Source organism: Streptomyces sp. NPDC002577 (assembly GCF_053594815.1).
Map to the genome: position 1 here is coordinate 49,606 of NZ_JBSFWK010000049.1, position 19,648 is coordinate 69,253.

Sequence of the window (19,648 nt, forward strand, 5' to 3'; positions counted from 1 at the left end):
TGATCGATCATCCCCCGGGCTAGTGACATACCGAGCGGTATGTGCGCAGAATTGCGCCACCCTTACTGCCGCGTAGGCAATGCCGCCCCGGGAGGATGCCGTGCTGAGCACCATGCAGGACGTACCGCTGTTGATCTCGAGGATCCTTCTCCACGGATCCACGATCCACGGGACCTCCCAGGTGACCACGTGGACCGGCGAAGGCGAGCCGCAGCGCCGCAGCTTCGCCGAGATCGGCGCACGGTCCGCCCAGCTCGCGCACGCCCTGCGGGACGACCTCGGGGTCACGGGCGACGAGCGTGTGGCAACCCTCATGTGGAACAACGCCGAGCACGTCGAGGCCTACTTCGCCATCCCCTCCATGGGCGCCGTCCTGCACACGCTCAACCTGCGGCTGCCCGCCGAGCAGCTGGTGTGGATCGTCAACCACGCCGCCGACCGCGTCGTCATCGTCAACGGCTCGCTGATCCCGCTGCTCGCCCCGCTCCTCCCCCATCTGCCCACGATCGAGCACGTGGTCGTCTCCGGCCCCGGCGACCACTCCGCCCTCGCCGGCGCGAGCGCCCAGGTGCACGAGTACGAGGAACTGCTCGCGGGCAAGCCCACCGCCTTCGACTGGCCGGAGCTGGACGAACGCCAGGCCGCGGCCATGTGCTACACCTCCGGCACCACCGGCGACCCGAAGGGCGTCGTCTACTCGCACCGCTCCATCTACCTGCACTCCATGCAGGTCAACATGGCGCAGTCGATGGGCCTGGCCGACGGGGACACGGGGCTCATCGTCGTCCCCCAGTTCCATGTCAACGCCTGGGGACTGCCGCACGCCACCTTCATGACCGGCGTCAACATGCTGATGCCGGACCGCTTCCTGCAGCCCGCCCCGCTCGCCGAGATGATCGAGAGCGAGCGCCCGACGTACGCGGCCGCCGTGCCCACCATCTGGCAGGGCCTGCTCGCCGAGCTCCACGCCAAGCCGCGCGACGTCAGCTCGCTCGGACAGGTCACCATCGGCGGCGCGGCCTGTCCGCCGGCCCTCATGGAGTCGTTCGACAAGCTGGGGATGCGGGTCTGCCACGCCTGGGGCATGACGGAGACCTCCCCGCTCGGCACGGTGTCCCGTCCGCCCGCCCATGTCGTGGGCACCGACGAGGAGTTCGCGTACCGCGTCACGCAGGGCCGTTTCCCCACGGGCGTCGAGGCCCGGCTGACCGGACCGGGCGGCGAACGGCTGCCGTGGGACGGCGAGTCGGCGGGCGAGCTGGAGGTCCGCGGTCCGTGGATCGCGGGCGCGTACTACGGCGGGTCGGCCGGTGAGCCGTTCCGCCCGGCCGACAAGTTCAGCGAGGACGGCTGGCTGAAGACGGGCGACGTCGGCACGATCAGCCCCGACGGCTTCCTCACGCTCACCGACCGGGCCAAGGACGTCATCAAGTCCGGCGGTGAGTGGATCTCCTCCGTCGAGCTGGAGAACGCGCTGATGGCGCACCCGGACGTCGCGGAGGCCGCGGTCGTCGCGGTCCCGGACGACAAGTGGGGCGAACGCCCGCTCGCCACCGTGGTGCTGAAGGACGGCGCGAACGCGGACTTCGAGACGCTGCGGACCTTCCTCGCCGACGAGGCCAAGATCGCCAAGTGGCAGCTGCCCGAGCGCTGGACGGTCCTCGGTGCGGTGCCGAAGACGAGCGTGGGGAAGTTCGACAAGAAGAAGATTCGCGAATCACACAGGTTGGGGGAGCTGGACGTGACCCGGCTCGACTGACCTTGGCCGAGCCTTGCAGCACCCTGTCCGCCCCTGCTGGCCCCCGTGCTGGCGGGGGCGTCGTGCTGCGGTACCTGCGCCCGCACGGTGATCTCCCGTCGCAGTTTCCTGTCTCGGAAACCCGTGCCCCTTGCGGCCAAGCCTTCAGCCTCGGGAGCATCAAACGCGACACCAGCACTCACCAAGGGGGCACCGTGCGAGTCACGAAGCTTGTCGGAACCTGCGACCGGAGCGACTGTCCGACGCTGTACAGCACGGACCGGGGCACGTTCCTGGTCCAAGGCGCCGTGACTGCCGACCACGGACTGACCATCCCCGAAGGGGAATCCGTGGTGGAGATCCCGGCCGAGCTTCTCAGGAAGGCTGTGCGTGACCAGCTCATCTAGGAGCCTGGGGACCCTCTTCGATACTTTCGAGAGGGAAGCGTTCCGGCTCGAAATCCTGGCCCACTACAACATTCCACGCGCTGCGGATGACCTTCGCGCGTTCCTCGCCGGGGAGCCTCAGCCGGAGGATTACAACCAGGAATGGGTGGACACCGTGCGCGCCGCCACCAACAGCGGTAAGCGCATGTACCGGGTGCACATCCTGTCTCGGCCGCTCACCCCGTATCTCCGCTTCGAACTCGGGTGGGGATACCAGAAGAACGCGACAGCCGGAGAAGAGTTCTTCATCCTCGACACAACGGAGAAGCCAAACCCCCTCGAAGAAGCTCCGGACTTCTGGTTCTTCGACACCGCCACCCCGGCAGTCATGAACTACGCGGAAGACGGTTCCTTCCTCGGGGCCGACGTGCTCCCCGATGATCGTGCAGGCGAGTTCCGTTCCTACAGAGATACGGCCATGGCTCATGCCACGCCGTTCCCCGAATGGTGGGCGAAGTACGGGGAGTGAACAAAGGACAGCTAGGGGCCGCGCTGCGGGCACTCAGGCAAGCTTCCGGAATGGAGGCCAAAGCCGTTGCCCGTGGCGCGGCCATGAGTGCATCCAAGCTGTCGAAGATCGAAACGGGCAAGCTCGCGCCCTCCGTCATCGACGTAGAGCAGATCCTGCGCACCATAGGCGTTTCTGAAGAGGTCAAGGCCGAATACATGGCCGTGGCCCGCGCAGCGGCCACAGAAGCCACCGCGTGGCGCCTCATCGGTAGATTGGGGTTCCACCGGAAGCAGCAGCAGACGCAGGCCCTAGAGGCACAGATGGCCGTACTGCGACTTTTCCAGCCTGCTTTGGTTCCTGGGCTACTCCAAACACCCGAGTACATTCACGCCGTTCTCTCGCGGCACGGCGACATGACCAGCGAGGCAGTAGCGCGCACCACCAGCGCACGGCTGGAGCGCCAAAGGGTTCTCTACGACGCAAGCAAAAGGTTCCGCTTCATAATCACGGAACCTGTACTTCGATGGTGCATCGTTCCGCCCGCCGTGATGGCTGGCCAACTCGACAGGATCATTTCCGCCTCACGGCTCAATCACGTAGACATTCGCGTCGTGCCGCTCGCGGGAGCCAAGCAGGACATAGCGAATCATGCGTTCGTCATCCGGGATGAGAGAACGGTGACCGTCGAGACAGTTCACGCCGAGGTCATCGTGACCGACCCTAGAGACATCGAACTCTATGCGCGCAAGTTCGAAGGGTTCGCCTCCATGGCGCTATCCGGCGATGCCATGCGCGCCATGGTGGAAAGCATCCGAGACGACTTCTTGCGTGAACAGGAAACCGGCTAGGCGGAGTTCGCCGGCCAGGGAACCATTGCCTACCACGGTAGCGATTCAGTCGGGGAGGCACTCAGCGATGAGCGACACAAAGACGACGATGGGACCGCCCGTTCACCTGTCGCTCCCTCCCGACCCTCCGAAACCGGCAGAGGGGTGCGGCGTCTGTGTGGCGCTGGATAAGCAGCGTGCCGAGGCAAGGGCCAAGGGCGACTTTTCGACGGTAACGGATTGCAATGTGGAGCTAGCAGCGCATCCACACAGGGGCGCGTGATGGGCGCCGTTCGAGCGGCGTACCGTCACGTCCTACACCGGATCACCCAGCACCCGGATACAGACGTGACGTACGAAGCAGAGTGCCTTTGGTGCGAGTGGACGGCGCAGCCGTCCACGGATTCGGCGGCCGTTGATGTCGACTGCATGGGCCACACCGGCCGGAGCGGACACAAAGGATTCCGGCGCATCTGCACTTCCTTTGCCATGGTGGTCCGCGCTGATTGACCGACAGGCCACCGGCGCGCCGAGGGACGGCAAGCAACACAACTCCAAGGCGCGCCGGAAGGGGCGCAGCATGAGCGACCATGCGCCCCTGCGCTGGCCCCTGTCGGCTTCCCCCGTAGTCGGCAGGGGTCGGCGTCGTTCCGGCGCTCAGACAGCCGTCCGTCCGCTCTAAGCGGTCGTCTGCCCGCCAATCTGCGCCATGTTCAACGGCTGTACGAAACCCGCCCCCTGGCCGTTGGGAAGCGGCGGAAGGTCCTCCAAGGCGCGAACTTCGTCACGGGACATGAAGCCATTGTTGATCGCCGCGGCGTAAGCCTCGTACCGGTCCTTCGTCTTCGCCCGAAGGCGAGCGTCGACGTTAAAGCGGATGTACTCACCGGGCGGCAGCAGGAACGTTGAAACGGCCTGCTCGATACGCACAATCCACGGCATCAGAGTTTGATCTACGAAGAACTTGTTCTGTTCCTCGATGCCACTGCCCCATGTCGACGTAACCGAGCTGTCTACCAGGTAGGCAGGAATGCGGTACAGAAGCGCAATCTCCGACTTCTGGAATCGCCGAGTTTCAAGAAACTGCGCCTGCTCGGGAGCAATGGTTATGGGCTTAAAGCTTGCGCCACCGGTCAGAACGCCAACGCTGTGAGAGTTCTTTACACCAGCGTGAGTCTTCCGGAACATTTCGCGGAGAAGCTTCGCTTCATCCGGCCGAGGGGCGCCCGGATGCTCGATGACACCCGTCATCGTGGTTCCCTGCTCAAAGAAGCGAGTACCGAATTCCTGGGCAGTCAGGCCCAGGCCGATAGCTTCCCGTGCCACGTCGAGAGGAGAAAGGCCGCGAGACTTTCCAGGAACGGCGAAAGCTGGAATATGTAGGATCTGCGAGGTGTCGAAGAGTCGTTCCTCTCCGCCAACTCGGAAAGCCTTCGCACCTACAGGGCCGTCGATAATATCCACATCCTGTGGATGCAGACAGTACAGGGCGGTGACGTTGCCGCTGGCGTCTCGGTCGGTCGCGATGAACGCATTTCCGTCAGAGAGAAGCGACGTGACGACACGGTGCCAGAACTCGTAAGTGGTCTGGTGAGGATTGGGCTGGTGAATCCAAGCCGGGGACTTCCGACCTTCCAGCTTTTTCCGTATTCCGTTAACCTTCGTCAGGTGATCGACGGGAAGCATGCTGATCCCATCGGCTATGAGCGACTGGCACGCATAGACCGCGACGAGCTGAAGCGAGCTTTCCCGTGTAACGGAGCGCCCCGAGAAGGTTCGGGGCCGCAACCCCGACAGGGAGTCATCGCGGCCGTTCCCGAACAGCGAGAGAGGCTGCGAGTAGCGGCCGAACATTCGGGTGAAGAGACTCACAGCCAACCTTCGATCTGGCCCACTGCCATCCTTGCGCGCTTACGCAGCGCCCGAATCAAATACTTCACGTTGTATCTCCAATAAAACGGCCGCCCGGACGTAAATCCGGGCGGCCAGGAATCTGCTAGCTTCCCTTTACGGCCTGAACACTCGAAGCCTCGGCAACGGAAGTTCCGGCCACGCGCACCACAATCCGGTACGTGACCTGGTCGCGGTCGAAGCGGAAATCCTCGGAAGCGTTAATGTACGCCTGGCTGCGGATTCCAAAGAAGACGCGCGACGCGTCACAGACGATCGCATGCTTCGCCGGGACATTCGAGGACACCAGCAGCGGGAGACCCCAAATATCCGTGAACGGCGTACTGGTGGGGGTGCCACCCTGATAGGTACCCGCAGTACTCGCTTTCTCCTTTCGCAGCGCGGCGGCTACGTCCGGAGATGCGAAGATAACCGTAGGGTTGCCATTCGCCGACTCGATGCGAGTAATCGCGTCGGCCAGATCATCGAACGACGGGAGCTTGCCCGCGCCGAGGGTCGTAGTCACGCCCTGCCCGATGATTCCCTTTACGGGATTGGTGGTAGCGCCGTTGAAGGCGTCTGCGTCAATCCGGCCAGCCGCACTCTTCAGCATGTCGTCACCGAGCATGTTCCGAAGGTCCACGGCGGAGTCGGCAAGGAGTTCGTTCGAAGCGAACCGCAGTTCCTTAATCGCCTTCGCCGTCAGAGTCACACCGGCGAAAGCCATGGTTCCCTCGGGAATCGCAGCGCCCTCGTCCACATATCCGGGGGTAGATGACGAAGCAATACCGGGCAGAACCAGCTCCGCCGTGTCGAACTGAATGATGTTGGACGCAGGCAGTCCACGCAGGAAGGCACTGTCAGCGCGCAACTTGTCGAAGTAGGTGTTCGCCGTGGCCTTCGGGACCAGATAGCCGCCGTCCGTCGGGACGGCCTCTTGAAGGGCGCGGTACTCGGCCAGGCTCGGCAGAAGTCCGCGAAAGCCGTCCTCCTGCTCGGCCCGAGACGAAGGCAGGGCAGCCGAACCAAGCTTCTGTGCGAAAGAGCGCGTCTCGGCCTGGCGGTCCTCCAGACTCGGGCTCTCGGCCGCAGGAATCTCGGAAGTATCCGACCGGCGCTCGGACTCCTCCATCAGAGTGCGGAGAGCCGCGCGACCCTCGGGAGTACTGGCCTTACCGCCATTGATCATGGCGACGATCTCGGTTCTGTACTCAGAACGGGGCGGGGTGTTGTTTATGACGTAGGCGATCTCACCAGCTGTAAGGCCGCGCTCTCGCGCCTCGGCGTCGTCAAACATTTCTCGCAAGGCGAGCTTCACTCTGGTCTCCTGATTTAGGCATGAAAAAGCGGCCCGTCTGGCAAAGCCAGGGGCCGCTAGGTGTGCGCTGTTATTTGGTTAGCCGTTGCGGGCTATGTCTTCGATGATCCGTAGATGCCGTTCGTGCGCTCGCTCATGTGCGCGCTTAAGGCGTCGCCCTCGGGCGACCTGCTTGCGGCAGGTATCGGAGCAGTAGCGCGGCTTCGCGCCGGGGCGAAACGGAGCAGGGAAGAAGCTGGCGCAGAAAAAACATGTCAGCTCGATCACATTGGCTCCTTAGTCGTGTCCCAGGGGCGTGCAATGCCCCTGGTGAACCTGGCACTGACTAAAGAACCGTTACAACGGCCGATTGCACACATCAATTCGATGACTGATGCCATTCAGGAGCACAACTACGGTGAGTTAAGGGACGGTCACAACCTCCCACCAGTTCGGGCTAATCTGCGGGCGCAAAAGTTTCAGGAAAGGCTGCGGGTCTAGAGAAAGTGCCCGGAAAGTCTCATATCAGCCCCGGGGGTCGTCACGGCCAGAAGGCCGTGACAGGCCCTGACAGTCGCTGGAATCAGTGAGCGGCGCGAAGGAGCAGACCCGGCCCTGTAGGGGCCGCAGATGACTGCCTAGGCCGGTCTATGTCTCAATCCCGGCTATCGGCTCCGAATGCCTCAGCCGGCCAGGCTCAACAGCCAAATGCGAAGGAGCTTCCTTCGTTCGCTCCGACTCCCTCTCGGGAGTCGTTCGCTTCTACCTTGGCGGGTAAAGACTCCGCAGGCTTCAGAGCCGAAGGAGGTCTCTATCTCTCAGCTCTCAGTCCGCTCACGGCTTCGAGCTTCAGCCTTGGCTGTAGTCAGGCCCCGATAGGGTTGCCTGACTCCCTTTCGGACCTTTCGACCGCCAGGGCATAGCTACGGACGGAGTTCGTAGCTAACAGGCACCGAAGGTGCCTGTAGTTAATAGTTCTTAGTTACGTCTCACAAACCCCGTAGTTGTGAGACAGCGAAGGTGGAGTCATGAGACAGCAGTACCGCTGTTGTGAGACAGCGGTACTGCTGCTCTATCTCATAGATCCTGCTTCTGTGAGACAGGGAGAGCTAGACCCGAAGGGAAGGGTTCTCGATCAGGGCCGCGCTAACGGCGGCCTCGAACGGCCCATACTCCGGCTTCCAGAGTTTTTCCCACTCGGCGGAGCGCCAGAAGAACACGGCCCGAGCATCCATAGACAGGTCATCCCACGTAATGGCATCGGCAGGCTTCTCGGGCTCTGGAACCGATTTAGGCGGGCTTTCTGGAGCCTTGCCCTGCCTCGGTACGGGAGGCTTGCGAGAGGCCCTCTGAGGGGCCTTCTCGGTCTTCTCTCCAGGCAGGGTGATTCGGTAGGTGGTGGCAACTCCCCGGGACCCTTCACGGGCCACGGCGAGATATTCAAGGGACACGCCGACCTTTAGCCATCGGTCAGCCTTGGAGCGGTCAATGCCCGTGGCTTCCTCGATGCGGTCCAGCGAGGGATATATATCCTCGCCCCAGGTGCCCCAATGGGTGCCAATGGCAATCAGAAAACGAGTGAAGTTAGGCCAGGCGTCCTTGCGGGTGAGCTTGTGCGCCTTGAGTACGTCAGCCTCGGGCGGCTCGGCAGTCGCCAGGGTGAAAACCCATTGGCCGTGCCGTGCCTTAGCATTCTCGGAGCGGTTGGCCACGGCTAGCGCACCCCGGCTTTCGCGAAGGTGGCGGCAAGCCGAGCGGCCCATTCCTTCATTCCGTCATCGGAGCGGGGATCGGCTTTGATGGCTATGAGCCACTGCTCGACAGAGATTTCCTCGGGCGCCTCGAAGTAGGCGCCTTCGAAGAAGACAGTTCGCTTTTTCATGTTTCTCCGCATTCCTGCGCGAAAGGCGTAAAGAAGCCCCGCTGTGCCGCACAGGACTCGGCCGGGGCCATAAGTGATGGATTGGTCTAGGTGTATCTCTGGCAGGGTGGCGGTTTCAAGTAAGGCTGTTTAAACGCTCCCACGCGCAGCCCGTTTAAACATTGCTTTGACTTCGCCAGGGGGTATGGATGCAAGGTGTCCCCACCGGCAACAAACGACGAAGGGAGACAGTCAGCATTGAGTCGCTATACGCCTGTTGAGGAGCGCGCCCCGGAGATGAGTGCATGGATAGAGCGTCAGCTAGCCGCCGCCCCGGTTAGGGACGAGAATTGGACGAGAGAGCTGTACCGCGCCTACGGCTATCAGTTGCAGCGGAAGCAGTAGGAGACGACGATGGCCCCTGCCGGGTAGGCAGGGGCCATCAGTCATTCAGCCGGACGCTAGGCGGCCCATACAACGTCGAGTAGATCAGGATTGAACTTGCGGGCACCCCGGCCAGCAGGGTGGACCACGATCGCCCTTATGTGCTTCATCACCACAGCCCGCTGACGTTCGATGGGTAGGCGCTCGAACTCTTCCGACAGGTCAATCGTCGCCGCCGAGGTCTTCACTTGCTCGACGGTATGCCGGTTCCGCTCGTATCCCAGTTCATCGCGTTCCCGTTCCAGCGGCTCTAGCATTGCAATAGCCGTAGCGGCTGAAATTTTCTTCCCGTTCATCGCAGAAATCAGTTCGCTGATCTCCTGCTCAACTTCAGCCAAACGGGCCGCCCCCGGCCATTCAGCAGTATCGGACGCGGGTGCCTTCAGCCTCGCCTCGGCGTCGTGAATCAAATTGATAATGTGTTGGTCGAGCGGTTCACCGGCCCGAGAGACCTTTCCGCAACCACCATCTTTGGCGGCCGGGCAGCGGTAGGTGAAACGGCTTCCCTTGCTGCCTTCTTTCCATGAAGAGCGCATGTTCGCCGCCATTCGTGTACCGCACTCGGCGCAACGAAGGATCCCGCTGAGCATATATTTATGGTTATTGCTCATGTTGTGCGCCTTGTACTGCGACTTAACGCCCTCAAGAACGGCAACAACGGCGTCAAGCTTCTCAGGGGTGCAGATCGGCTCCCAGACTCCCATGACCGGCTTACCGTCCGGGCCGACGTGCTTCTTACCCTTCACCGCACGGAATCCAGCCAAGCGCGGGTTACGAAGAATGTTCTTCACCGCAACACGGGTTATCTGCTTACCCGTGTTCCGCGACGTTTGCACATCCTTGGCCTGCCACTCACGCACAATCGTCGACAAGCGCGTGCCTGCCAACAGGTCATCGTGGGCTTTGGTGATCAGAGCAGCCTGCACAGGGTCAACCGTGATCCGATCAGCCTTCCAACCAAACGGCGGGAACCCGCCGCCGTTCTTCCCAGCATCTGCAAGCTCACGATGTTTACGGGCCACGCGCCTACCAGTGTCGGCGCTGGCCTTATTGGCGAACGCCACCATGACCCGTGCCATCGTCCGCCCGTCCGACGTCGACAGGTCAATGTCGTTCGTGACCGTGCAGAAGACCAGTTCCGGCCGATCCTCGAAAACGTCGATGAGCCGTTCGAGGTCACGCGGCTGTCGGGCCAACCGGTCAAGGTCATAGGCGATTACGCCGTCAATGACACCGGACTGGAGATCTACTAGGAGCCGTTCAAACTCGGGGCGAACAACGTTGCGCTTGAAGGCGCTTACGTCGTTATCGATGTAGTCGCGCGCCACCTCCCAGCCGGGCCGTACCCCGGCAACCTGCCGGTAGTCGCGGCGCTGGCGCTCCACGCCCAGCTCTTCGCCGTCCTTGTCGAGACTGATCCGGGCGTACCCCCCGAGCCGCACAACCACCTTGACTCCTCCCCGCCCTGCCGGGCGTCGTACAAGTGGCAGGCTTCGCAGCCTGACCTGCAGTGATCGCAGGGCAGGAGGCTACCGCACAACTACGGTGGTAAGTGCAGGTTCTTGAAGAAGGTGCTGCGCAGGCAGTACGCGGACGGCGAGCTGGACGTCACACGGATCTGACCAGGACAGATTCCGGTACGGACTGAGGCGGGCGGGCACCGGGTGCCCGCCCGCCGTCATTTCGTGGTCAGTTCGTGCCGATCCTCGCCAGCAGGTCCACGATGCGGCTCTGCACCTCGTCGCTGGTCGAGCGCTCCGCCAGGAACAGAACCGTCTCTCCGGCGGCGAGCCGCGGCAGTTCGGCCTGGTCGACGGCCGCGGTGTAGACGACGAGCGGGGTGCGGTTCAACTGCCCGTTCGCCCGCAGCCAGTCGACGATCCCGGCGTGCCGGCGGCGTACCTGCATCAGGTCCATCACGACCAGGTTCGGCCGCATCTGCGACGCCAGCGTCACCGCGTCCGCGTCGTCCTCCGCCCGCGCGACCTGCATGCCGCGCCGCTCCAGCGTCGCGGTGAGCGCGAGCGCGATCTCCGCGTGTTCCTCGATGAGCAGGACGCGCGGCGGATGCTGCTCGCTGTCGCGCGGCGCCAGGGCCTTCAGCAGTACGGCCGGGTCGGCGCCGTACGCCGCCTCGCGCGTCGCCTGGCCGAGCCCTGCCGTCACCAGCACCGGCACCTCGGCGGCGACGGCGGCCTGGCGCAGCGACTGCAGCGCCGTACGCGTGATCGGGCCGGTCAGCGGGTCGACGAAGAGCGCGGCCGGGAACGCCGCGATCTGCGCGTCGACCTCCTCGCGGGAGTGCACGATCACCGGCCGGTAGCCGCGGTCGCTCAGCGCCGCTTGCGTGGAGACGTCGGGCGCGGGCCAGACGAGAAGGCGGCGCGGGTTGTCCAGCGGCTCGGGCGGCAACTCGTCGTCCATCGGCTGCGGCACGGGCTGGTCGGCGATCTCGATGGCGCCGCCGGGGCCGTCGAGCGGCTCCGGACCTTCGTCGGCGTCCTCGTCGGGCGCCCCGATGGCGTACGAGCGGCCGGCGCCCTCCGTGGACGTGGCCAGCCGTGACTGCGGCTGGTGTGCGGGCCCGGTGGCTCCCGGGTGCGGCCGGGCCGCCGTCTCCGGACGGTCGTCGCTCGGTTCGGGCGGGGTGGCGAGCTTGCGGCGGCGGCCCGAGCCCGTGGGGTTGGCGGGCGGAGGCGTCGTCTGCTGCTGGTGCGCAGGTGCCGGCTGCAGGGCGGGCAGCTGCGGCGAACGCGCGGCAGCAGCCTGCGGAGGCGTCTGCGCCCGTGCCCCGGGCGTGGCTGCGGGGACCTGCCGGTCCACTTGGGCCTGCGGCGTCTGCAGAGAGGAGGACAGCGGCTGCGGGGTGCGAAGTCCCGGGACCGGCTGGGTCCCCGGCCTGCCCTGCGAGCGCTGCTGTTCGGCGATCTGGCGGCCGAACGGTACGCCCTGTCCCAGCGTGCGGACGCTGATCGCGCGCCCCTGGGGCGAGTTCGGGTCAGTGGTCGGCGCCTCGGCGGGCAACGGCTGGGCGGCCCGCGGCTGGGCCCCGGGCCCCGGCGGCAGTGCGACGCCGCGGCCGCGGGCCGTCGGGCCGTTCGGCGCGTCGGCGGGCTGCGGCGCCGGGGGCTGTGCGTGCTGCGGGTCGGGAGTTCCGTCGTTCGGCCAGGGCTGAACGGCTGCCGGGGAGGGCTGGGCAGGCTCTCCGTCCGGTCCTGCCGGGGTCGGCCGGACCGGCTTGGCGGAGGGGGCAGACATCGGCTGCCCGTTGTGCGTGGCGGCGGGGCCCTGAGCAGGCGTGCCGGAAGCGGGCGTTGCGCCGTCGGACCAGGGCTGAGCCGCGGGCAGGGAGCGGGCCGTCTGCAGGGACTGCCCGTTGCGCGCGGGGTGCGCAGCCTGAGCGTGCTGCGCCGCTTGAGGCTGCTGCGCGGCCTGGGTGTGAGCAGCGTTCTGAGCGGGAACACCGGACGTCGTCGCAGGCACCGGTCCGGCTCCGGCAGCCTCCGCCGCTCCGGGCACCTGAGCGGCCACGGGGGCCGCACCCGGCACCGGCGCCGGCATCTGCCGACCGTGCGTGACGCTCTGCTGTCCCGGGATCTGCGCGTGTCCCGGCACCTGTGCCGCGTCGGGCTCCTGCTCGGCCGGAGCGGCGCGGTGGGCCCGGCGGCGTCCCGTCGGTGCAGAGGTCGGATGGGGCTGCGGCGGAGTGTGGTCGTCGTCCGGGTCGTGGAGCGCCGTCGCGTGCTGCCCGGAGTCGTCGTCGGCGCCCGGAGTCCGGTCGGCCTCGGCGGGCGGCAGCGCGAAGACGGCACGGGGCCCGTCCTGCACGGCGGCCCGATCCGTGGCAGCCGCCAGTGCCCGCCGGGCACGACGCCCCGTGGGCTGCTCGGTGCCGGAACCCGAAGTGCCGCCGCCGTTCCCGGCGACCCCGTTCGCACCGGGGGCCCCGGGCGCGCTCAGCCCGGCGGGCGGGACGGCCCCAAGGGGCTCACCCGACCCGGACCCGGACTCGTCGCCTGCCGACGCTGCCGGTCCCTCACCGCTTCCTTCAGCTCCCTGAGCCGCCGTCGACGCGGCAGGCAGAGCGGGCAGGGCGCGCTGTTCGTCGTCGTGCCGAGCACGTCGGCCGGCGGGCACCGGTACGCCCTGGGGCGGCACCGTCTCACCGAGCGCCGCCGACCCGGCCGCATGCTCGGCCGCGGTCACCACGGCGCCCTCCGCGGCGCTCGGCCGTCCGCGGCGCCGTCCCGTACCGCCGGACGGGCCCGAAGCCTGAGCAGGCAGTTGCAGCTGTGCCGGGTCCCCGGCGTCCGCCGGCTCCTCCGCGCGCCGTCCCCGCCGCCGCCCGGTCGGCACGGCCCCGCCGTCCGCCGCCGAGCCGGAACCGTCGGCGCCGGGCCCCTGCGCACCGGACTCGCCGGACCCGCCGGGCCCGTCCAGGAACGCGTCCACCGAGGATCGCCGGGCCCGCCGGCGCCCGCCGCCCGCCTGTGCGGGCACCATCGCGGTCGCGCCCGCCTGCCCCGAGTCGGTACCGGAGGTCTCCGTACCGGCCTCGACAGCACCGGAACCGGCGTCCCCGGCATCGGCCGCCTCGGCCATCGGATGCGCGGGCACAGCAGGGACCGTCCCCGCCCCGCCCCCGATCGGCACCTCGAGGACGTACGCGCTGCCGCTCATGCCCGGCACCTCGTGCGTCTGCAGCACACCGCCGTGCGCGCGCACGATGCCCTGCACGATCGGCTGGTGCACCGCGTCCCCGCCGGAGTACGGACCCCGCACCTCGATACGGACGACCTCGCCGCGCTGCGCCGCCGCGACGACGACCGTCGAGTCCATGTAACCGCCTGCCGAGACAGGCGCGTTGCCCGTGGCGTCGACGCCCGCGACATCGGCGACGAGATGCGCGAGCGCCGTCGCGAGCCGCCCCGGGTCGACCTCGGCCTCGAGCGGCGGGGCGTGCACGGCGAACTGCGCGCGCCCGGGGCCGATCAGCTCGATCGCCCCCTCGACACCGGCGGCCACGACCCCGTCGAGCATGACCGTGCGCTTGGCGATCTGCTCCGCGCCCTCGTCGAGCCGCTGGTAGGCGAGCACGTTGTCGACGAGCGTGGTCATGCGCGCGTATCCGGCGGCCAGGTGGTGCAGGATCTGGTTCGCCTCGGGCCACAACTGGCCCGCGTCGTCGGCGGCCAGCATGGAGAGCTCGCGCCGCAGCTCCTCCAGCGGCCCGCGCAGCGATCCGCCCAGCACGGCGAGCAGCTGCTCGTGCCGCGCCGCCAGCTCCTCGAAACGGTCCTTCTCCCGCTCGGCCAGCGCCGCGTACCGCTCCTTGTCGGCGGCGAGCTCCTCCGCGTGCCGCTCGGCGATCCCCGCGAGCTCCTCGGCGTGCTCCTGCTCGGCCTGCGCGAGCTCCTCCGCGTGCTGCCGGGCCGCGGTCTCCTGCTCCTCCGCGTGCTTCCGGGCAGCCTCCTCCTTCTTCGCGGCGAGGGCCTCGTACGGCCTGCGGTCGGTGAACGTCAGCACGGCGCCGACGAGCTGGTCCCCGTCCCGCACCGGCGAGGTCGTCAGATCGACCGGCACCTTGTCGCCGCTCTTGGACCAGAGCACCTGCCCGCGCACCCGGTGCTTGCGCCCGGACCGGAGCGTGTCGGCGAGCGGCGACTCCTCGTACGGGAAGGGCTCGCCGTCGGCGCGCGAGTGCAGGACCAGCGTGTGCAGCTGCTGTCCGCCGAGGTCGCTGGCCCGGTAGCCGAGGATCTGTGCGACGGCGGGATTGACGAGGACGACCCGCCCATCGGTGTCGGTCCCGACCACACCCTCGGACGCGGCCCGCAGGATCATCTCTGTCTGCCGCTGCGAACGCGCCAGTTCGGCCTCGGTGTCGACGGTCCCGGTCAGATCGCGTACGACGAGCATCAGCAGCTCGTCGCCGGTGTAGGCATGGCTGTCGTACGCCTGCTGGCCGTTCTCCAGGTTGGCGCTGCTGACCTCGACGGGGAACTCGGTGCCGTCGGTGCGCCGCGCGATCATCCGGGTGGGCTTGGTGCGTCCCTGTGCGTCCGCGGTGACGGGCCGCCGCATGGACCCGGGAATCAGCCGGGAGTCGAACTCGGGCAGCAGATCGAGCAGTCCACGCCCGACGAGCGCCGTGCCGGGGGCCTCGAAGGTCTGCAGGGCGATGGTGTTGGCGTTGACGACGGTGCCGTTGGCGTTGACCAGGACGAGGGCGTCCGGCAGTGCATCGAGTATGGCTGCGAGGCGAGCAGCGCCTCGGGATGGCCTGCTGCTCACGACGACGCTTCCTCCCTGTTACAGCACCTTGCCGACCGCTCGGGCCATCTTGCCCCGCGGCCCGCGGCGTGTCACGCGAGGGAGTCTACGGGCAGTGGTTGCGCTCGCGGCGCCGGATGAGAGGGAGGTCGCACGCAGAAGACACGTAGATGCTGTGACCATGGCCCCGACCTGCCGACGCACCGGCTATGACCGGACGGTTGCCCGACAATCGCACGATGGGCCACGACCGGACCACCGCGGGTCGCCGATCTTGGAACAGGAACAGGAACAGGAACAGGAACAGGAACAGGAACAGGACACAGGACACAGGACCAGGACACAGGACCAGCACCAGGACCGAACTGCCCGGCTACCACCGGACAGCGGTGGGGCTACGCCCGGACGGCCGGCAGCACCGGCACGATCGCGTCCCACCGCGCGACCTCGCAGCCGTCACCCCGGTTGTACGTTGCGTCGACGCGCCGCCCGTGCCAGACACCCGTGACGTGGGCGGTGGCCGGGCCGCCGTACTGCATGGTGCAGATGGCGCCCGGCGACCGGGGCGCGAACGGATCGCGGCCCTCCGCCGCCTGCTCGTCCAGCCGCAGGCAGGCTCCGGCCGGATTCGGATGCGTACCGCCCGCCGGCCCACACTTCAGCTCATACGTTCCATCGGTACCACCGCCCGCGCCCTGGACCGTGATCGTCAGCTGGTCCGGCGCGGTAACTGGCGCGGTGATCAGCGTGGGCAGTGGCAGCGGATCGGTGCCGGCGGCGGCCGCCGTGGGCACTGCGGCCAGCGCGGCGGCGGAGACGGCGGCGGAGGCGGCGGCGGTGAAGGCGAGGCGGCGCAGCATGACGAGGCTCCACGGGTGTGCGGGTAGGCGCCGCGCACGACTCTGTGCGGGTCCGCGCGGCGCACGGCTCTGCCCGTTCAACGCCCTGCGCGCCGCGACGTTGCGGTGCGGCGGTGCTTTGCCCTGCGGCCCACCTGCCTAGTACCGTGGGAACCGATTGGTGACACCCCGCTTGGCTGTGTCATCATCTGCACGCACCTACTCGCGCTTGCGCGGGCTGATGCGCTGGAGGCGTCGCCTAGTCCGGTCTATGGCGCCGCACTGCTAATGCGGTTTGGGCCTTAAAGCCCATCGAGGGTTCAAATCCCTCCGCCTCCGCTCCTTGATCCCGAAGCCCCGGTCGTCCGACCGGGGCTTCGGGCGTTCTCGGGGGCGGGCTTGGCGGTTTGTTCGGAGGATCTTGGGCTGCGCGCGCCTCGCCGCCCCGGCCCCGTTCGGCCGCTGTCTGATCGTTTGCGCAGGTCAGATGGGGTGCGGGATGCGGATTTCGCCTCAGGCCGACGTTCATGTAATGTTGTTCCCGCAACGCCGACCGGGCCGAAAAGCCCGGGAGGAAGAGCGAACAACACAACAGAACACAAGCACTCGTAGCTTAACGGATAGAGCATCTGACTACGGATCAGAAGGTTGCAGGTTCGAATCCTGCCGAGTGCACACAGACAAGAGGCCCCGGAGAGATCCGGGGCCTCTTGCGTTTGCGTTCAAGTGAACTCCCCTCGACGAATCCTTCACGGCGCGACCCGAGATCCCACAACAGTTGCTTAAGTCAATCAATTGACCTACCGTGAATGTCGCGCGTCCCAGCTCGTCCACACGGAGGCTCGTCCCATGTCCCATGCCCTTTCCCGATCCGCCGACGACGGGGAGTCCGCAGCGCCGCGGGCCAATACCGTCGTGGCGGTCCTGGCCTTCGGCGGGATCGTGGTCTCGCTGATGCAGACCCTGGTCATTCCGATCGTTCCGGAGCTCCCGAAGCTTCTGAACGCCTCGTCGTCGGACACCGCCTGGGCCGTCACCGCCACGCTGCTCGCCGCCGCCGTGGCCACCCCGATGATGGGGCGGCTGGGAGACATGTACGGCAAGCGCCGCATGCTCCTGGTCAGCCTGGTCATGCTGGTGGCCGGATCGGTCACGGCCGCGCTCAGCGACGCCCTGACCCCGATGATCGTCGGACGCGCCCTGCAGGGCCTGGCGTCCGGTGTCATCCCGCTCGGCATCAGCATCATGCGCGACGAGCTGCCCGCCGAACGGCTCGGCTCCGCCACCGCGATGATGAGCGCGTCGCTCGGCGTCGGCGGCGCCCTCGGTCTGCCCGCAGCGGCCTTCATCGCCGACAACTTCGACTGGCACGTGCTGTTCTGGACCTCGGCCGCTCTCGGCGTCGTCGCCGCCGTGCTCGTCGTGAGCCTCGTGCCCGAGTCCAAGGTGCGCACCGGCGGGCGTTTCGACCTGGTCGGCGGCATCGGCATGGCGGCCGGTCTGATCTCCCTGCTCCTTGCGATCTCCAAGGGCGCCGACTGGGGGTGGGACAGCGGCACGACCCTCGGCCTGTTCGCCGCCGCGGTCGTCGTCCTGCTGGTCTGGGGCTGGTGGGAGCTGCGTACCGCGCAGCCGCTGGTGGACCTGCGCACCACCGCGCGCCGTCAGGTGCTGTTCACGAACCTCGCCTCGATCGCCCTCGGCTTCGGGATGTTCTCGATGTCCCTGGTCCTTCCGCAGCTCCTACAGTTGCCTGAGGCGACCGGCTACGGTCTGGGCAAGACGATGCTCACCGCCGGCCTGGTCATGGCGCCGAACGGCCTGGTGATGATGGCCACGGCCCCGATCTCCGCCGCCCTCTCGAGGGCCAAGGGCCCGAAGGTGACCCTGATGGTCGGCGCTCTGATCGTGGCCGCGGGCTACGGGCTGAACATCGTGCTGATGGACGAGGTCTGGCACTTCGTGCTGGTCTCCTGCGTCATCGGCGCCGGTATCGGCTTCACCTACGGGGCGATGCCCGCCCTCATCATGGGCGCGGTGCCCGTGTCCCAGTCGGGTGCCGCCAACAGCCTGAACACCCTGATGCGGTCCATCGGCACCTCGGTCGCCAGTGCGGTCGCCGGCGTCATCCTGGCGCAGATGACCACCGACCTCGGTGGCATCGCCCTGCCCTCCGAGAACGGCTTCCGTACCGTCCTGGCCGTCGGCGGCGGTGCCGCGCTCCTCTCCTTCGCCCTCGCCGCGTTCATCCCGCGCCAGCGGCCGGCCGCCGCCGGGGCTGAGGTCCCCGCGTCCACGACGCCGTCCGCCGGGGAGCCGGCCGTGGCCGCCGCCGTGAAGACGGCGCCGAGCCCGTCGGTCGCCGCTCTGCAGTCCCAGGGTGCGCTCGCACAGCGCGTGCAGCCCGCGGCGGCGCTGGCCTCGGTCGCGACCGCTGAGGGCAACGGTGCCGGTGGAGGGATCCCGGTCCGCGGATTCGTCCGTGGCGCGGAGAGCGTGCCCGTGGCCGGAGCAGCGGTGACTCTGATCTCGCTCGGCGGACGTCAGCTGGGCCGGTCGGTCGCGCACGGCGACGGCTCGTACGGCCTGGACGCGCCGAGCGCGGGCTCTTACGTCCTGATCGCCTCCGCCGACGGCTTCCAGCCGCAGGCCTCGACGATCACCGTCGACGACGAACCCGTCGCGTACGACGTCCTGCTGAGCGGTACGAGTGGTCTGGCCGGTGTGGTGCGGTCCTCGGACAGCGGGGTCCCGGTCGCCGGGGCCGTGGTCATCGTGACCGACGTCCGCGGTGACGTCCTGGCCACCGGGCAGACCGACACCCTGGGCGAGTTCACCATCTCCGAACTGGTGCCGGGCACGGTGACCGTCGCGGTCAACTCGGCCAAGCACCGGCCGCTGGCCCTGCCCGTCGAGATCGGTGGCGCCGGGACCACGCGGATAGAGGTCGAACTCCGGCCGGGAGCGCAGGTGCGGGGCACCGTGCGCGGCGCGGGCGCACCGCTGGGTGACGCGCGCGTCACGCTGGTGGACGCGGCGGGCAACGTGGTCGCCACGACGACGACGGGCCTCGACGGGGCGTACGCCTTCTCGGACCTGGACAGCGGGGAGTACACGGTCATCGCGACCGGCTACCCGCCGCGGGCGACCGGAGTGACCGTCTCCGGCGGCGGTGTCGACGACCACGACATCGAACTCGCCCACGCCGGCGAGTAGTTCGCCGACAGGTCCACCGGACCCCGGCCCGCGCGGGCACCTCGAGCGGAGGGAGCTCGTCCGGGCCGGTTCGGGAGGCCTCCGGCCGGGTCGCAGTGGGCAGGGGACGGCCCCTGCGGACCGGCCGGAGGCCGGGTTTCCGAACGGGAGCAGGGCTTCGGCCGCGAGGCCGGGGTTTCTGAGGGGAGTAGGGCTCGAATAGGGCTCCGGGCCGTCCCGGCCGCGAGGCCGGGGTTCGGCTGGGGGATCAGGGGGGTACGGCGCCCCGCCGCACATGTGTGGTGGACGAGGTGCCGCCAGACCACGCAAGGAGAGAACGGGATGGCGCTCAGCGCACGCATCCGGACGCGGGACGGCTGGGCCGTG

Annotated in this window: 13 protein-coding genes and 2 tRNA genes; 8 read left to right on the forward strand and 7 right to left on the reverse strand. The window is 67.5% G+C overall.

The window, feature by feature from the left end; genetic code table 11:
* Positions 1-79 precede the first annotated feature (79 nt).
* From ACWD4J_RS37100 to ACWD4J_RS37120, 5 genes are all read left to right on the forward strand, one after another.
* Complete coding sequence (locus tag ACWD4J_RS37100) at positions 80-1,759, forward strand: long-chain fatty acid--CoA ligase (protein ID WP_451399930.1); 1,680 nt, start codon at positions 80-82, stop codon at positions 1,757-1,759.
* 194 nt (positions 1,760-1,953) lie between these two features.
* Positions 1,954-2,145 carry a hypothetical protein gene (locus tag ACWD4J_RS37105; RefSeq protein WP_451399931.1) on the forward strand — a complete coding sequence of 64 codons (192 nt, stop codon included), beginning with the start codon at positions 1,954-1,956 and terminating at the stop codon, positions 2,143-2,145.
* Positions 2,129-2,653 (forward strand): DUF6879 family protein, encoded by a 525-nt coding sequence (locus tag ACWD4J_RS37110; RefSeq protein WP_451399932.1) that lies wholly within the window; start codon positions 2,129-2,131, stop codon positions 2,651-2,653. Before ACWD4J_RS37105 ends, ACWD4J_RS37110 begins: the two co-directional genes overlap by 17 nt.
* Positions 2,650-3,483, forward strand: coding sequence for a helix-turn-helix domain-containing protein (locus ACWD4J_RS37115; RefSeq protein ID WP_451399933.1), 834 nt, complete (start codon positions 2,650-2,652; stop codon positions 3,481-3,483). Before ACWD4J_RS37110 ends, ACWD4J_RS37115 begins: the two co-directional genes overlap by 4 nt.
* Positions 3,484-3,744: 261 nt before the next feature.
* Positions 3,745-3,972, forward strand: a complete 228-nt coding sequence (locus tag ACWD4J_RS37120; RefSeq protein WP_451399945.1) for a DUF7848 domain-containing protein — start codon at positions 3,745-3,747, stop codon at positions 3,970-3,972.
* Between the two features lie 168 nt (positions 3,973-4,140).
* Here the strand turns inward: ACWD4J_RS37120 and ACWD4J_RS37125 are convergent, their stop codons facing one another.
* The 7 genes from ACWD4J_RS37125 to ACWD4J_RS37155 all read right to left on the reverse strand — a co-directional run bounded on the left by ACWD4J_RS37125 (position 4,141) and on the right by ACWD4J_RS37155 (position 16,087).
* Entirely contained in the window at positions 4,141-5,334 is a 1,194-nt protein-coding gene (locus ACWD4J_RS37125; RefSeq protein WP_451399934.1) for a phage portal protein, read from the reverse strand.
* A gap of 124 nt (positions 5,335-5,458) precedes the next feature.
* On the reverse strand, positions 5,459-6,670 hold the full coding sequence (locus tag ACWD4J_RS37130) for a phage major capsid protein (RefSeq protein ID WP_451399935.1): 1,212 nt from the start codon (positions 6,668-6,670) through the stop codon (positions 5,459-5,461).
* Between the two features lie 1,088 nt (positions 6,671-7,758).
* The gene (locus ACWD4J_RS37135) at positions 7,759-8,361 is read right to left on the reverse strand and encodes a hypothetical protein (protein ID WP_451399936.1); all 603 of its coding nucleotides are present in this window, start codon (positions 8,359-8,361) and stop codon (positions 7,759-7,761) included.
* Positions 8,362-8,363: 2 nt separating this feature from the next.
* Positions 8,364-8,531: a hypothetical protein gene (locus ACWD4J_RS37140; RefSeq protein ID WP_451399937.1), complete on the reverse strand. Its 168-nt coding sequence runs from the start codon at positions 8,529-8,531 to the stop codon at positions 8,364-8,366.
* Between the two features lie 440 nt (positions 8,532-8,971).
* On the reverse strand, positions 8,972-10,402 hold the full coding sequence (locus tag ACWD4J_RS37145; protein ID WP_451399938.1) for a recombinase family protein: 1,431 nt from the start codon (positions 10,400-10,402) through the stop codon (positions 8,972-8,974).
* A 241-nt stretch (positions 10,403-10,643) separates the two neighbouring features.
* Positions 10,644-15,248: a PAS domain-containing protein gene (locus ACWD4J_RS37150; RefSeq protein WP_451399939.1), complete on the reverse strand. Its 4,605-nt coding sequence runs from the start codon at positions 15,246-15,248 to the stop codon at positions 10,644-10,646.
* 374 nt (positions 15,249-15,622) lie between these two features.
* On the reverse strand, positions 15,623-16,087 hold the full coding sequence (locus ACWD4J_RS37155) for an SSI family serine proteinase inhibitor (protein WP_451399940.1): 465 nt from the start codon (positions 16,085-16,087) through the stop codon (positions 15,623-15,625).
* 227 nt (positions 16,088-16,314) lie between these two features.
* Between ACWD4J_RS37155 and ACWD4J_RS37160 the strand changes: the two genes are divergently transcribed.
* The 3 genes from ACWD4J_RS37160 to ACWD4J_RS37170 all read left to right on the forward strand — a co-directional run bounded on the left by ACWD4J_RS37160 (position 16,315) and on the right by ACWD4J_RS37170 (position 19,282).
* Positions 16,315-16,405: transfer RNA gene (locus ACWD4J_RS37160), tRNA-Ser, on the forward strand.
* Between the two features lie 263 nt (positions 16,406-16,668).
* Positions 16,669-16,741, forward strand: a tRNA-Arg gene (locus tag ACWD4J_RS37165).
* Positions 16,742-16,915: 174 nt separating this feature from the next.
* Entirely contained in the window at positions 16,916-19,282 is a 2,367-nt protein-coding gene (locus ACWD4J_RS37170) for an MFS transporter (protein WP_451399941.1), read from the forward strand.
* Positions 19,283-19,648: the final 366 nt, after the last annotated feature.

Excerpts from the sequence above, each read along its gene's own strand:
- ACWD4J_RS37155 (WP_451399940.1), bottom strand. The coding sequence starts at position 16,087 with ATGCTGCGCCGCCTCGCCTTCACCGCCGCCGCCTCCGCCGCCGTCTCC.
- ACWD4J_RS37100 (WP_451399930.1), top strand. The coding sequence starts at position 80 with ATGCCGCCCCGGGAGGATGCCGTGCTGAGCACCATGCAGGACGTACCG.
- ACWD4J_RS37140 (WP_451399937.1), bottom strand. The coding sequence starts at position 8,531 with ATGAAAAAGCGAACTGTCTTCTTCGAAGGCGCCTACTTCGAGGCGCCC.
- ACWD4J_RS37120 (WP_451399945.1), top strand. The coding sequence starts at position 3,745 with ATGGGCGCCGTTCGAGCGGCGTACCGTCACGTCCTACACCGGATCACC.
- ACWD4J_RS37170 (WP_451399941.1), top strand. The coding sequence starts at position 16,916 with ATGTCCCATGCCCTTTCCCGATCCGCCGACGACGGGGAGTCCGCAGCG.